This window comes from Bradyrhizobium sp. BLXBL-01 (genome assembly GCF_051853025.1).
Taxonomy (GTDB): Bacteria; Pseudomonadota; Alphaproteobacteria; order Rhizobiales; family Xanthobacteraceae; genus Bradyrhizobium.
This window is the reverse complement of the sequence record NZ_CP182471.1, coordinates 5035256-5050231: the sequence shown is the minus strand read 5'-3', so window position 1 is coordinate 5050231 and position 14976 is coordinate 5035256. Positions and strand designations below refer to the sequence as shown.

At 60.1% G+C, this 14976-nt stretch carries 11 protein-coding genes; 4 read left to right on the top strand and 7 right to left on the bottom strand.

The genetic code is table 11. The features are described from left to right. Positions 1–6: 6 nt before the first annotated feature. From ACNJYA_RS23650 to ACNJYA_RS23640, 3 genes are all read right to left on the bottom strand, one after another. On the bottom strand, positions 7–4644 hold the full coding sequence (locus ACNJYA_RS23650) for a DUF4082 domain-containing protein (RefSeq protein WP_439363503.1): 4638 nt from the start codon (positions 4642–4644) through the stop codon (positions 7–9). A gap of 338 nt (positions 4645–4982) precedes the next feature. Beyond that, positions 4983–5225, bottom strand: a complete 243-nt coding sequence (locus ACNJYA_RS23645) for an acyl carrier protein (protein ID WP_172789646.1) — start codon at positions 5223–5225, stop codon at positions 4983–4985. Further along, positions 5212–7086, bottom strand: a complete 1875-nt coding sequence (locus tag ACNJYA_RS23640) for an HAD-IIIC family phosphatase (RefSeq protein ID WP_439363502.1) — start codon at positions 7084–7086, stop codon at positions 5212–5214. Before ACNJYA_RS23640 ends, ACNJYA_RS23645 begins: the two co-directional genes overlap by 14 nt. A 132-nt stretch (positions 7087–7218) precedes the next feature. Here ACNJYA_RS23640 and ACNJYA_RS23635 point away from each other — a divergent pair, with 132 nt between their 5' ends. Next, positions 7219–7842, top strand: a complete 624-nt coding sequence (locus ACNJYA_RS23635; RefSeq protein WP_439363501.1) for a GNAT family N-acetyltransferase — start codon at positions 7219–7221, stop codon at positions 7840–7842. Positions 7843–7917: 75 nt separating this feature from the next. Next, the gene (locus ACNJYA_RS23630; protein ID WP_172789649.1) at positions 7918–8316 is read left to right on the top strand and encodes a VOC family protein; all 399 of its coding nucleotides are present in this window, start codon (positions 7918–7920) and stop codon (positions 8314–8316) included. Here the strand turns inward: ACNJYA_RS23630 and ACNJYA_RS23625 are convergent. Beyond that, positions 8313–9395 carry a hypothetical protein gene (locus ACNJYA_RS23625; RefSeq protein WP_439363500.1) on the bottom strand — a complete coding sequence of 361 codons (1083 nt, stop codon included), beginning with the start codon at positions 9393–9395 and terminating at the stop codon, positions 8313–8315. The two genes, ACNJYA_RS23630 and ACNJYA_RS23625, sit on opposite strands and share 4 nt — an antisense overlap. Positions 9396–9757: 362 nt before the next feature. Between ACNJYA_RS23625 and ACNJYA_RS23620 the strand changes: the two genes are divergently transcribed. Continuing rightward, positions 9758–9979, top strand: a complete 222-nt coding sequence (locus ACNJYA_RS23620; protein ID WP_172789650.1) for a hypothetical protein — start codon at positions 9758–9760, stop codon at positions 9977–9979. A 55-nt stretch (positions 9980–10034) separates the two neighbouring features. Here ACNJYA_RS23620 and ACNJYA_RS23615 read toward each other — a convergent pair whose 3' ends face one another. After that, on the bottom strand, positions 10035–10379 hold the full coding sequence (locus ACNJYA_RS23615; RefSeq protein WP_172789651.1) for an H-NS histone family protein: 345 nt from the start codon (positions 10377–10379) through the stop codon (positions 10035–10037). 923 nt (positions 10380–11302) lie between these two features. Between ACNJYA_RS23615 and ACNJYA_RS23610 the strand changes: the two genes are divergently transcribed. Next, entirely contained in the window at positions 11303–11992 is a 690-nt protein-coding gene (locus ACNJYA_RS23610; protein WP_439363499.1) for a LuxR C-terminal-related transcriptional regulator, read from the top strand. Here ACNJYA_RS23610 and ACNJYA_RS23605 read toward each other — a convergent pair. Both ACNJYA_RS23605 and ACNJYA_RS23600 read right to left on the bottom strand, forming a co-directional pair. Further along, a complete protein-coding gene (locus ACNJYA_RS23605; RefSeq protein ID WP_439363498.1) occupies positions 11968–12405 on the bottom strand; it encodes a hypothetical protein in 438 nt (145 codons plus the stop codon). The genes ACNJYA_RS23610 and ACNJYA_RS23605 overlap by 25 nt on opposite strands. 1313 nt (positions 12406–13718) lie before the next feature. Beyond that, complete coding sequence (locus tag ACNJYA_RS23600) at positions 13719–14510, bottom strand: Crp/Fnr family transcriptional regulator (RefSeq protein ID WP_439363497.1); 792 nt, start codon at positions 14508–14510, stop codon at positions 13719–13721. Between the last annotated feature and the right edge of the window lie 466 nt (positions 14511–14976).

Genomic DNA, 14976 nt, shown 5'->3' with positions numbered 1-14976 from the left:
CCGCCATCATGACGCCGCGAGGCCCAGCGCGTTGGGGGCGGCCGAGGGGTCCACCCAACGTCGGATCGTGCCGTCGTATATGTCGGCGCCGTAGAGCCAGCCGTCGGGCCCCTTCTGCAGATCTACAATGCCCGGCACGGTGTCCACCAACTGGACGGTTGCGACCTGGCGGCTCGCATTCAATGTCGCGGCGAAGATCGTTCCATTGTAGACGTCATCGAAGAACATCGTGTTCTGATTGTAGAAGTCTCCCGCGGTGATCACATGGGCATTGTCTGGTGCCCCGTGGCTGAGAGGCAGGATCGGGAACACGGCAGGCGGATCGGACAAATTGTTGCGGTTGCCATTGTTGTAGAAGGTGATCGCCTGAGCGAGATTCTGATAGCTGGCTGTTCTGTCCGGACCTTCAAAGTAGGGCCATCCGAAATTGGAGCCGGCGGGACCGGTATCGATCTCTTCCCAATTGTTCCAGCCGACGTCTCCAAGCACAGGCAGATTCGTGACGGGATCGAAGCTGAAGCGGTAGGCGTTGCGGACACCGTAGTAGAACACTTTCGATTGATTGCTGTTTGGATCGCTGGCCTGATAATACGGATTGCCCGGCGCTCCCTCACCCGTGACGGGATCGATCCGCAAGAGCTTGCCCGAGAGATTGTGGATGTCCTGGACCCGCACTGCGCGGGGATCGACGAAGTTGTACGACGTGCCATCCCCGACCGTGAGGTAGAGGTAACCGTCGGGCCCGAAATGAACGGCACCGATCGAATGCGAGTCGCTGTCGGTCGCAAGATAATCACGGATGTTCTGGTTCTGGATGCCGGACCTGTCGGGATCGTTGTCCTGCGCTCCTGTCTCGATCTGGCTCACGGGAGCCGTGATTGTGGTGCCGTTGACGATCCCGGAAGGAGCGATGCTGGGATCACCTCCGCTGTTTGCGTCGGGACGGCTGGTATAGGCCCATACGCTGTTCTTGCCGACCAGCACCACTTTACTGGCTGGATCGGCAATCATTGTGGTGGGGTCGACGGTGACTCTCACCAGACGACTGGGTCGGTTGCCGCCCCCATCGGCCGCCGCGAGACCGCTCTGGGTCGCCGTCTCGGGCGGATCATAGGTGTAGAGCAGGTAGACGTAGTGGTTACTTGCGAAATTCGGATTCACCGCGATTCCCAGCAGCCCGCGATCGCCGAAATCGTTCACCTCACTCGCGAGGTTGATGAGCGGAGTCGATCGCAATGTGCCGTTGTCCACCACGCGCACCACCCCGTCCTTCTGCGCGATCAGCATGTAGCGGCCGTCGGGCGTCCAGTCCATCGCCGCAGGCTGGTTCAGACCCGTCACCGCTGTCTCGCCCACCAGGTTGCCGAGAGCGGGGTTGTCATTATCCAGGATCTTCACTGTCGTCGTCGCCTGGGATCCGAGAGTGGCGCCCGTCGGGTTGCTCAAGGTGACGGTGAAGGTTTCGTCGTTCTCCGGAGTCGTATCATTGACGATCGGCACAGAGATGGTCTGGCTCGCCTGTCCGGCGGCAAAGGTCACCGTGCCTGATGTGGTCGTGTAATCGGATCCCGCGAGTGCGCTGCCGCTGCTCGTCGTGAAGCCGACCGTTGCTGCTTGATTGACGGGCCCGCTGCGCAGCAGCGTGATCGTCGCGGTCGGACTAGTCTCTGCAACACTCAGCACAACGTCAGCCATTGCGATTGTAGCGGGTGAGTCGTCGTCGATGATGGTCACGAGCACAGTGCGTGGAGCTCCGAGGGATCCGGAGCCGGGATTTTGAAGTCCGACAGCGAACGTTTCGTTGCCCTCGGTCAGTTGATCGTTGACGATGGGGATGGTGAAGCTCTTGGTGCTCTCTCCCGGTTGGAACACGATCTGGCCGGTGTTCGCCCGACCATTGAAGGTGGGCTGGATAAAGTCCGATCCAGCCGTCGCACTTCCGCCTGCACCGACTTCGTTCGTCGTGTACTCAACGGTGTTTTGAGACTGGAGGTCGCCGGAGCGGGTGACGGTGACAGTGACGGTGCCGGCCGCTTCACTGACGTAGATCGTGGAAGTGTTGAGCAGAGCGATGACGTTGGACGGGGCGAACACGACGTCGCGGAAATAGTTTGCATTCTGATAGACGTTGGTGGGGAAGACGCCCGCGCTGTAGTCGAAGACGCCGGCGCCGACGGGCGCGTTCAGGCCGCCGTTGCTGATGCCGGACGCGAAGCCCTGGGTGGTGGAGACGTAGTAGCTGTTGATGTTGACCGAGACCACGTAGGTCGTGCCGGCCGCGATGGTGAGCGGCGTGGCCAGCGCCTGCTGCTGCCAGCCCGATGTGCTTTCGTTGGTGAACGTGACGGTCGCCAGCTGCTGGCCCGTGGCCGACCAGATGTGGCCGACATGGGTGCCGGTCTCGTTCGAGGCCTTGTAGTACCGGATCGCCTGGATCACGCCGGACGTGTCGGCGGTGAAGCGCATCCCCAGCTCATAATCCGCCCCAATTCCGTCGGTGGCATTGGTGTTGGCCGGCGTCTGGGTGGTGAACAGGGTGGTGGTGGCACTGGCGGCTGCAACGATCGCCGTGGCCGCGCTGGTTGCGTTCTCGTTGGTGCTGAGCAGATCTGTATAGGTGGCATTCACCCGGATCCGCTTGCCGACCAGGCTGCTGTCGAGGGTGAGGCTCGCGGTCGTGGCGGACAGATTGGTCCAGGTGGTGCCGTCGGGGCTGCTCTGCCAGCGATAGGTGATGTTTGCCGGGACGCCGTCGGGATCCGTGACGCTGGCCGTCAGCGTCTGGTTCTGGGTCGCCGTGCCATTGATCGTGACGACACCGACGTCGTTGACATTGGCCACTTTGGTGGCGGTCGCAGCGCTCACCGGGGTCTCGCTGCTGCCCAGCTGGTCCGTGTAGATGGCGGCGACACGTACGAAGCTGCCGACCTGGGCCTGCCCGAGGGTCAGTGTGCTCGCCGTGGCGCCCGTGATGTTGCTCCACGTGGTGCCGTTCGTGCTTTGCTGCCATTGATAGGTGACGGTGGCCGGCACGCCATCGGCATCGCTCACGGTCGCAGTCAAAGTCTGGTTCTGCGTCGGGGTCCCGCCGACGCTCACCGTACCTGGGTGATTGTTGGGCGTCGAGGAGCTCGCAGCGAACACGACGTCGCGGAAGTAATTTGCATTCTGATAGACGTTGGTGGGGAAGACACCCGCGCTGTAGTCGAACACGCCAGCGCCGACGGGCGCGTTCAGGCCGCCGTTGCTGATGCCGGACGCGAAGCCCTGGGTGGTGGAGACGTAGTAGCTGTTGATGTTGACCGAGACCACGTAGGTCGTGCCGGCCGCGATGGTGAGCGGCGTGGCCAGCGCCTGCTGCTGCCAGCCTGATGTGCTTTCGTTGGTGAACGTGACGGTCGCCAGCTCCTGGCCCGTGGCCGACCAGATGTGGCCGATATGGGTACCGGTCTCGTTCGCAGCCTTGTAGTACCGGATCGCCTGGATCACGCCGGACGTGTCGGCGGTGAAGCGCATCCCCAGCTCATAATCCGCCCCAATTCCGTCGGTGGCATTGGTGTTGGCCGGCGTCTGGGTGGTGAACAGGGTGGTGGTGGCACTGGCGGCTGCAACGATCGCCGTGGCCGCGCTGGTTGCGTTCTCGTTGGTGCTGAGCAGATCTGTATAGGTGGCATTCACCCGGATCCGCTTGCCGACCAGGCTGCTGTCGAGGGTGAGGCTCGCGGTCGTGGCGGACAGATTGGTCCAGGTGGTGCCGTCGGGGCTGCTCTGCCAGCGATAGGTGATGTTTGCCGGGACGCCGTCGGGATCCGTGACGCTGGCCGTCAGCGTCTGGTTCTGGGTCGCCGTGCCGTTGATCGTGACGACACCGACGTCGTTGACATTGGCCACTTTGGTGGCGGTCGCAGCGCTCACCGGGGTCTCGCTGCTGCCCAGCTGGTCCGTGTAGATGGCGGTGACACGTACGAAGCTGCCGACCTGGGCTTGCCCGAGGGTCAGTGTGCTCGCCGTGGCGCCCGTGATGTTGCTCCACGTGGTGCCGTTCGTGCTTTGCTGCCATTGATAGGTGACGGAGGCCGGCACGCCATCGGCATCGCTCACGGTCGCGGTCAAAGTCTGGTTCTGCGTCGGGGTCCCGCTGACGCTCACCGTACCCGGGTGATTGTTCGGCTTCTTCGAACCGGCAGTGTACACGACGTCGCGGAAATAGTTTGCATTCTGATAGACGTTGGTGGGGAAGACACCCGCGCTGTAGTCGAACACGCCGGCGCCAACGGGCGAATTCAGGCCGCCATTGCTGATGCCCGACGCGAAGCCCTGGGTGGTGGAGACGTAGTAGCTGTTGATGTTGACCGAGACCACGTAGGTCGTGCCGGCCGCGATGGTGAGCGGCGTGGCCAGCGCCTGCTGCTGCCAGCCTGATGTGCTTTCGTTGGTGAACGTGACGGTCGCCAGCTGCTGGCCCGTGGCCGACCAGATGTGGCCGATATGGGTGCCGGTCTCGTTCGCAGCCTTGTAGTACCGGATCGCCTCGATCACGCCGGAGGCATCAGCTGTGAAGCGCATCCCCAGCTCATAATCGGCCCCAGTCCCGTCGGTGGCATTGGTGTTAGCCGGCGTCTGGGTGGTGAACAAACTCGCCATTTTGTTCTCCCGCGCAGTCGAATTCCCGAACTTGGTGATTTACAAACCAAACGGCAGACAGTGCATTTAAACCAAATTAAGATTAAATGTGTCTCATTCTTTATTGCACTTGGGAAGCAGCCAGCGTGAGCACGGATGTCAATTTCTCTTGAAGGATGTAGTCGCTGTCGGCCTCTACTCAAGAAAAGCTGGTTGGCGGGCGTCCGCTCGCTCTCAGACGAGCGGTCGCCGGGGCGGCTTTGCGAAGCGGTGCGGAGTACGCCGACAGATTGGGGTGCGAGACACCAAAAGCGGCGCTACGCCACGTATTCCCGCGTTTTACCCTCGAGGTCCACCTTTTATGGTTCCATCCGCTTCGCGATCAGGTCGGCGAGCTCACCCAGGTTCCGCGCCGCCTCGACCTCGCCAATGCGAAAGCGGACGCGAAACTTCTGCTCGACGGCGATCACGAGCGAGATCTGCATGAGCGAGTCCCATTCGTCGACATCCGCCGCCGAGAGCTCGGGCGTGGCCGCGACCTTCTCGAGGAAGATGCCGTCGAATACCTCCTGCAACTTCGCTAATACTTCAGCCTGCATCATAAGCTCTCCGGGCCACATCTATCTTTGTCGAACGCAACTGATACTTCCTCACCTCCAGCTCGAACACTTTTCGGGCTGTGGAGTCTTCCGTACGCGCGAAACCAAACTCCTCGTAAATTTCCGCGACGATACCGTTCTTGGTTGTCGGAAGATAAATGCCGCGTACTGTCGTGCAACCAGCCACCTCTGCGAGCCGAAAAATCTCGTTCATGATCTCGTCCTCGACCTGGCGCTTCAGCACGCGGCAGCTCATGAGCCAGGTATCGAGAACGAAGACGCCGTCCTCGATCTTTGCAATGACTACGGAGATGAGCCCGGAATCACCGAACCTATCCTCGAGCCGCATCGTGAAGCACCGGTAGTCCAGCCTTCCTAGGAGTGCCTGGATCTCAGTCTCGGACCGACGGATCGTCGTCAGGTTGAACTGGTTGCTGCGCGCGATCAGCTGGGCGATGCGGGGAACGTCGAGCGAGTCGAACTCTTTGATCGTGCCTCGCATCTCGAGCGAGGCGAGGTAGGCAGGCATGTCGGTTACGCTCGCTGCGAGCTCCGTACGTCGCCGTTCTTGCCTGTACTGCGCCGTCCGTTCGAGATCCTCCTCGGTGACGGTCCGTGGCTCGAAATGACGTCCGGCCTGGATGCGAACGATGAATTCGGCGGGGTCCGGCCCGAGGAGTACACCTGTAACCAAGGGCTGAAACTGGCGCACGATCTCGATTTCCGCCGGGTTGTCGTCGGCAAACACGAAGCTGTCCAGGCCAAGGCGGAGTTCCTCCGCGATCCTCTGCAGGTTGTCGGACTTCGGGTCCCAATTGGCTTTGAAGGCCGCGAAGTGCTCCAGCCGGAGAACCATCTCAGGATGCTTCTCGAATACCTGGATTGCGCGTGCATGGTCGTTCTTGCTGCATACGGCAAGCAGGACGCCGCGTTGGGAAAGTCCAAGCAGGTATCTCTGGAAAGCCTTGAAAGCTTCACCGCGGGGGGACGAGTCGCCAAGCTCGATTCCCTCGATACCGTCTTCCGCGATCACGCCGCCCCATAGCGTGTGATCGAGGTCGATTGCCAGGACCTTCTTGGGGCCCTGCTTCCGGGAGGCGATCAGATGGCTTAGCTCTTGCGCAATGTCGACGAGAAAGTCAGGTGAGCCGAGCTGCTTCGATTCATACCACGCGCGCGCATCCGCCGCGGCTGAGATCCCCCGGCGCGCCGAGAGGAACTCGACGTCGCAGATCTGCACTTCAGCTGGGGCCCGAAGCCCGAGCTCGAGATTGACCGCCTTTCGGAAACTCCAGTCGGTGCCAAGCGTGCGTGAACGAAACGAGCCGAGATCGAGGTCGCCGGGCAGCGCAAGGTTGGCGAGGATCGCCGCCGCACCGGAGCGCGCGGTGAAAGTCTGCGCGAGGTTGAGGAGGTGCTCGGCGGCGCGGACTGCGGCTTCGCGCTGATGTTCGACGGCATCGAGGAGCGAGCCGGAAAACCGGGAGTGGCTCGCGTTCGGCAGTATGAAGGCGAGATCCGGCCTGAAGGCGTACAGTGAGCTCGAGCCGTCAAGGATCTCCGAGACGAAATTATCGTACTCGCCGAGGAAACGTTCGCACTCGATCCCACGAATGGCCAGGAGATGTTCAACCAGTTCGTGCAACGGATAAAGGTTGTAGCCGCCTATCAGGGCGAGGCGGAGTCTTGGCTGGACGCTTTCGGGTGCATAAAGCTTCGCCTTTTTTCGAAGCGTCGACAGAAAGAACAGCTCGGAGAAGCTCGTCGCTTGCCGCGAGCGGGCGACAAGATGCCCCCAGAACGTGGCGTCGCCCGACAACGCCCGGGACTTGAGTTCGGCATCATTGATGGGCCGGTCCGGCACGGGTACTGCAGCGAGAATGGCGAGCCTCCGTCAGAACAGCGGCATCATTTGATTGTCCTTCACATTAAATGATGATAAGGTTCTGGTCAATTAAATGTATTTAAATTACACATTATTAGGTGTAATAAATAGATGGTGGCGAATATCAGACCGAAGCCGGTGAGCCCAAGCACGCTTTCCACCAAGGCTGAGCATCTCAAGCAGCTTCCCGGAGGAAATAACCTGCTTCTCCGAGAGGTCCGGCTGGAGGACTCCGCGCAAATCATCGCTTGGCGGAATGATCCCGTTCTCGGTAAGTTCCTGACCCGCGAGAAGCTGACCTTGGCTCAGCAGGAAGAGTTTTTCCGGAAATATCAGGCGAGAGTGGACGATTACTATTTCATTGCCGAATTCAAGCGCTCGAAGAAGCCGGCTGGCAGCATCGCGCTTGCGAACCTGGATTTCGCGGCGGGACAGGGCGAAGTTGCGCGGTTGATCGTCGATCCTGGCGCGCGCCTCTTTTTGGCAGAGATGTTCGACCTTTTACTCGAATTCGCGTTCGAGCAGCTGGGGCTTTCGGCCGTCGTGGCCAACGTTCAAAGCAGGAATAAGGCCGCGAAGAACTTTCATATCCGCCTCGGCTTCCAGATTGAAAAGGTTGCGCCGAAAGCTTGGTGGAACGGCGACGACGTGATTACGTTTCGGATGTCGCGCGCAGACTATCCACGGCTAAAACAGGTCTGGTCGGCGCTGCTCCTCGATGCACGAGAAAGTTAACTGTCGGAGCAACCGGCCAGATTCCGTTCGACGCCGCCCGTCTCCTTAGGCCGGCAGGGAAGGGAGGAGCAGCGCATGGATTTGCGCTTTCATCACGTGGGAATGGCGTGTCGAAAGATCGCGGCGGAGCTGCCCGAGCTCGCAGTCGTTGGTTACAGTGCTGAAGGCCCCATGTTCGAGGACCCGATCCAGCAGGTTCGGATTCAGTTTGTATCAGGCGGCGGTCCGCGCCTGGAGCTCATTGAGCCGGCCGGCGCACAATCGCCGGTGGCGGGCATCTTGAAGCGCGGCAGCAAATTCTATCATCTTGCTTACGAAGCGGCTCGCTTCGACGACGCGATCGCCAGCTTCAGGGCGCAGCAGTATCTTCCTGTATCGTCACCCGCGCCGGCGGTCGCGTTCGACATGCGCCGCATAGTGTTTCTTGCCTCCGCGACGCTCACGCTCGTTGAGCTCATCGAGGCGAGGACCTAGCGCGAATTAGCGATTGATCCGGATGCTGGGGTAACGATTTGCGCGAATCCGTCAGACGAGACAGATCCGCTGCGCCGAACCCATTCAGCAGCGCGCAGGCCGCCGGCCTGCAGTCTCACGACCGGCTCGGGGCCAAGCTCCGACAGTAGGATGCCCATGTGCCCCAATCCCGGAGGCGTTGTTGGCCAAACGCCCAACCCGTTTGCTGACAATAAGGTTCGATCCATGTCGCCCCAAAACTGCACGACAATGGCGCCAGCGGGCGCGCACGCAGCGAGGTGAGCTGCTTCCGGCGAACCGATGCGAGGCTCAGCCGTCGGTCTCAGCGCGACGATGATTGCGTCCCATTGGTCGCGATAGAGGGTCTGGACGTCCTCGAAGACGTCCACGCTCGCTCCGGAACTCGCCAGACCGGAGCGAAGCGAGCCAATGAAGTCGTTATCGCACAGCAGAGCAATGCGATTCTTGTAAACGGATAAACCGCTATCGTGCAGTTGCTTCACGCACAGCGGACCGAGAAACGAGAAGACATCGACTGACGGGTGACGTTCGTTCACGCCGACGATTGGAATTCCGCGCCGCAAGCATGCGTCCATGTCGAGGTCCTCGGAGCGAAATTCCCAGGCCTCGAACATCAAGGCGATGACGGCCTCCCTTGGCAGCTCATCAATAAGCGCGGCGGTAAGAGGCCGAAGATGGCCGCTGTTGGTTATGATGTCCGTTTGATGGAGGATACCCGGGGTGATCTGCTCCAGGATGTCGATGCGATTGGCCACACCCACCGAATCTGCGAGCTTGAGGGTCTGTTCCCTGGCCTCAGCTGAGGTGCCGTGCCGCGTAGTTTTCGTAAAGGCATAGACCTGCCTGGCTCCGGCCATCGCCGCAAGAACGGCCGTCACGGCATACGCGCCGGTCGCAGCCTCGGTGAGAACCGTTAGTTCCGAAAGGTCTAAGAGAGTTTCGGTGAGGGCGCGGCCCATCAGGGCGCCCAGACGTGGCAATGAGAAGCCTGGTCGGAAGGTGGTGTCGAAGCGAGACCGCAATTGCCCGAATGCTACACCGGCCTCGGCTCCGATCATGAACTGCCCCTCGTTCTCGCCAGTTGGGAAGTGGTCGTTTGGGCGCATGTGCCGGGACTGCTCTAGCCTCGTTTTGCGCCGAAGCGGCGGCTAAAGAGGTGCCGTATCATTTAATGTATTTAAAATTATAATAGCTCCAAGCGCGCCCTGTGCATATAAGGCGTTTGGTATAAGCTGCTTCCGGATCTCGCTTCGCGCAGGAGCTCACCTCAACGCTCTGCGCGCGAGGGGGGCGTCGGCACGCGATAGCTCTCAAGATGTCGTTTGCGGGCAGACAATTTAAAAGGCGATTAACATATTTAACTTGCGACGCATCCAAATCAGCTTATTTTCTATCCTCGACCATCGCAGGGATAGCGCCGATGAACCCGCTCGACTCCAACAGTGAAGACCGCCGTGAGTTCTTGAGAAGCTGCGGAAAATTTGCCGCCGTCACTCCTCCCGTGATGACGCTGCTGCTTTCGACGTCTCTGACCTCGACCGCCATCGCTAGTTCTGGCGGAAAACTTGTGCAGGGCAACAATGGCAAGGGTAACCTTGGTAGCGACGGCAGTCCTAACGGGAAAGAGGACGTTACTCGCTAAAGTGGCGCCTGCGGCCCCGGTCCCGCCACCGCCGTCCCGGTGACGGGTTGGAGGTTCAGCCGGCCCGGCGGCGCCTTTGTCCGGACGGGCGGTCGATCAGAAGGTCATTCAGCTTCTTGCCGGCTCGAAGCTGGGCTTTCAGCCATCGGGGTTGCTTACCGCGACCGGACCAAGTTTCGGACGGATTCTTGGGGTTCTGGTATTTCGGCAACACTGGAGGGTAGGGGCGCCGAGGACGTTCCCCGTTCTGGGCCGAAGCGGCCGTCCCCTCAATCTTGCGAAGCCGCTCTTCGAGCTTGGCTTTTTCCGCGGTCATCCTGCGACTAAGAACAGCAGTGACCTCATCGTAAAGTCGCCACAGCTCAGCTGTGGTCATGGATGCCCAGTCATCGTTCTCCATGGAAGCCGTCCCCACTACCTCCGAACCGAAACAGGAGGGGGGATTATCAGGTCAAACCGGGGTCCGGCAAGCACGATCCACCCGTGCCGCTGCGCCAGCGTGCAACGTGGTGGTCGGAGTTACCGGCTGGGCCCCTGCCTCCGAACCAGCGGCCGCTTTGCCCTCCGCCCCCGGACTCGTCGCCTTGGCGCAAGCAATCGCTGCTCGGCCTTCAACACGCGGCTACGTAAGTTCTGCAATTCAGTGAATTGAACGATGAGAGCCTGATGAGTTTGACGCAAAACTGCTGAAGAATACATGTGACCACCTTACTCATTGCCAACGATGCTCTCCATGACCGCTCGTTGAAGTTGCCGACGAATATGCAGCTCCAATTTGGGTGACCGGTTTTCATCGTTGCTACACACTTGGCTGCGCAACGCAGCCATTTTCCTGCTTCATTGCCCGGCTTCGCCTTGATGAATAGTATTACTTTTCCTCCTTTCAGAAGCGCGGCTTTTGAACGGTCTCGCGTTCGTCGAAATTTCGTCGAATGTTAGATTTGAATCGTGAATAGCCCAATATATCGTTGGTAATAACGGTGCCAACGAAGTTAATTGAATGTTGACCAACATAACACCTTAGCTGATCGGTGCGCCGACGACATTCTCTGGGGGAATTTGCTGATTTAATCTATCAGGCGTTGTCGAAAGTGCGTCGCTTTCGTCGAGGAGCTTGCAGCCTTGAATTTTAAGCACCGCATTCTTACGGTGCTGCGCGCAATTGCCAGTCAAGTTACCGTGGCGCAGTCGTCGAATGTTGGACTGTCCAGGATTTGAGGCGGTGTGACGCTTTGGCCGAGCGGACTGGTCATCTTCGCGTTTCGAAGAAATTGTTGGATTAAACGGCCGCACGGGGGGTTGTTAGCGATAGGCAGGGGAAGCATGCACCGCACCAGAATTGTCATCGCGGATCGACATCCGATCGTCTTGCAAGGGATCAGGAGCGTTCTTGCGACGCAGCGTGATTTTACGATCGTTGCGTCTTGCAGCGATGGTGCAAGCTGCAATGAGGCAATCCGATTCCTTGTGCCGGACGTCGCGCTTGTCGACGCTGCACTGCCCGATGTCAGCCGGCAGCTGATCCTCGCTCGTGCGAACGATTCAGGCCCAGGACCCGCGGTAGTCTTCTTCGCCGGTGTCGCGGCCGATTGTGAGTTGCAAAGGCTGGCCTTGGAGGGCGGCTGTATCGTCCTCTCGAAGGATTCGGATGCCGAAATGCTGGTCTCAACCCTGCGGAAGGCCGCCCAGGGCCAAGCAGCGGTCTCGCCGAGCGCCTGGCCAGCCAAAGATGAGGCCCGCCCCGATGAGAAGCTCCTGACACAACTGACGGACCGGGAGCGGCAAATCATGCGGCTCGTGTCGGAGGGTCTATCGAATAAGGAGATTGGACGTCGGTTGAACCTTGCCGACGGTACGATCAAGGTCCACCTTCATCATATCTTCCAAAAGCTGGACATCAGCAATCGCACGGTTCTCGCGGCATTGGCGATTTCGCGAAACGAGCTGCATGCCGCGTCACGTGAGATGGATCTCCCTGATCTGTTGCGTCAGGATCCGGCGAGCGTGAAATGATGAGGGTGTCTGGCTTCTTCCGGAGCGTGCGCGGGGGGGTGTCGTGGCGCCAGATGCCCAGCCATGTCGCTGCAGGCGTCTTCGGCCTCGGCTAACGTTCGAAAGGGCGAGCCGCCAATCTTGATTGCGGCCTGGTTTTTGTGGAGCGGACGCCAACTCGCCAAATAGCCGGCGCGTCCATGAAAGCCGGGGCCTCTCGGGCTTTCGAAGCTGATCACGAACGAGAAGCCCTCGCTGGTCGCGCTCCAGATCTCCATGTCCCGGACGGACCGATGGAATTGCAGTGGCATCGTCATGATCCGTTGCAATCGAGCCCCGCGCTCGACTTCCGTTAAAAACAAATTAATCGCATTAAATGGCGAGCGCAACTCCGAAACGGCGCCCGACAGGCAGGAGTGAGCCAGGAAATGCAAGAACGAGCACGGAAATTGCCGACGATCAGTTGATGGCGCACGTTAAATAACGTCAGCGGCATAAAGAAAATTATCGGTTGAAAGTGCATTTAATATATAATACCGTAAATAGAATTTTAAACCAAGGAGAGCGTGTTGTGACCCGGGACGGTAACGAAGATGACGACCGGCGGGCGTTTTTGAAAACCTGCGGAAGGTTTGCGGCCGTGACACCCCCAGTGATGACCCTGCTTCTGTCCACTTCCCTGACCTCAAGAGCCATTGCAAGCTCGGGGGGGCTGCATGGAGTGACGCGGAAGGACGGGAGGCAGTCGTCGTTCTTTGACAACGACCGGTCGTCCGTATCAGGGCCGGGGAGCTCCAGCGGCGGGTCATCAGGGGGCGGGGGAGCCCCTGCTGGATCATCTCGCGCCGGAGGGGTAGCCGGCGGTGGCGGATCCACCGGTAGCGGTGGGTCTGGCGGTAGCGGAGGCAGTGCGAAAGGGCCTTTCGCAACCGGCGGCTCTGGAATTCCAAACGCAACTGGAGGGCTCGATTGCGCAGACGAAGAAAACGAGGAAAAGCGCAAGGCCGATTGCCCGGGAGCTAACACGAGGATTTCGAGTGCGACCGAGTCCGGCCGATAGCAGTCTTCTCAGCCCATGCGTGGGCCTGCGGGCCACCGCAGCATGGTTGGCAGGGCTGGACCCTTTCTCCCTGCCTAAATGCCCGGCCGAGTGATCCCTTGTTGCGCCGCAGCAACGCGTTGGCGGATGCAGCATGCCAAATGTTTAGTGCTGTTAGTGCGATTGTGCCGCAATTGCATAGTTTTCCCGACTCGTCAGTGGGGGACTTCTCCTCAAGACGTCGATCAGGAGGCGTGTCATGAATAGCCGCGTTCGAGCGGAGGGGCCTGCCGCTATGCTGCGCGAGCGTCTCGAGGCGCTGGTCGCACAGCTCGCGGAACTTGAGAGGCTCAGAGAGCGGGTAGGTCGAGAGGAAAATCTTCAGCGCGAGCTGCGTAGGGCGGGCGGCGCCTATAACCGAGCTCGGACCGCGAATGGGCGTTCCAGCTTCGCATAGGCAAAGCTCATGCCTGTGCTGCTTAGTCGCGAGAAGTCGGGCTGTTGTGACGAGCAACCCAAGGCGAATGGGTGACGGACTTTTCCGTCCATTGTTCGCTTCGGCCGGGGAGCCCGGCCGCAAAGCCCGCAAAAATCTTGAACTCGCTTCTACGCAGGATTGGGTGTTTGCAGCGGCCGAGCCTCACGCGGTTTTGCCGATTGGCGAGGGCACATGCGGGTGGTTCGCGAAAACGAACCGGTTCACCGGTTCTAAGAGCCTGTCCCGGCTATTCGGCTGCCAGGCGAGCGGGAGGCGCTCCGCGCTGTAGGCCTATGAACGAGCCCGACCGTGCTCTGCGAGACTATTCGATCGATTCTGCGGCTCATGACCTTGTAGCATTCGCATGCCATGGCTTCGAGCCGCGGCCGATCGATTTCGAGTTGGCCACGTCGATTGGATCTTAGTGCTCTTGATGCCCGCATTGTGCTCACGACATGTGTGACGGTGGTGCGGCGGACGCCCAGCAATTCCGACAACGTTTCCTGGGTCAGCGGGAGGAGATCGCTGCCATTTGCCCGATCGTGAATGTGAAGCAGCCAGCGCGCCAGGCGGGATTCGACGGAATGTAATGCGTTGCAAGCCGCCACGTGCTGGAGTTGCGTCAGCAACGATCTCGTGAAGACCTGCACCATGGCTCCGACGGGGGCGCTGCAATGTTGCGCCGTGAGGAATTGCGCAGGCGATATTTGCAGCGCGGCCCCCGAGATGCGAACAACGGCCGTCACGGGCGAGTGGGATGCGCCAAGCGCTGTGGTCAGACCCACAGCCCCTTCATGGCCGACTATCGTCGTGGCGACCGTCTGCCCGTTCGGCAGCTCCATGATAGTGGCTATCGCGCCGCTCAGGGGGAAGAGAAGATGCTCGATCCGATCGCCTGATCGGACGAGCACGGAATCGCGCTCGATCACGATCTTCCGCAGATGAGGCGCAAGCAAAGCAAAATCCGCTGGCGGCAACGCTGCTAACAACCGATTACCAACCCTGGTCGCGTGGTCCATCATGGGATCAATCCCCCGACGGATGCCCGGCGCGAGAACTCATGCCGGCTTGTTGAGCTGCTCGCCTGCGTGCAGCTCAACAGCAGTTAACTGGCAACCACAGATATGGTTCCCTCGTTGAGGCGGATGCCAATCGCACGGACGGCCTGCGCCCGCGACTCCAGCTTGCGTCAATGCAGACCTGTCGCGGACGCGCAATCAATGCTGTCGACTCGCCGACGGCAGCCTGCGCGGCGGCTGAACAGCGTCCCAGCCAACGATCATTCTCCGAACAGCTGATAGGCCGCGAGTTGTGAAGCGCGCCAGGTGCGGATCGCGAGCGCGCTCTGGAAGTCTCGTCTCAGGTCGAACAATTTCTAAGGTGGTGTTCTGGCCCCGGGACTAACAGTGTTGGAATGACGGCCGTGACGCGTTCGAGGTGCCCATTCGAAACCAACCAACGGCGTGGCGTCGCTATACTGTTCGGCAA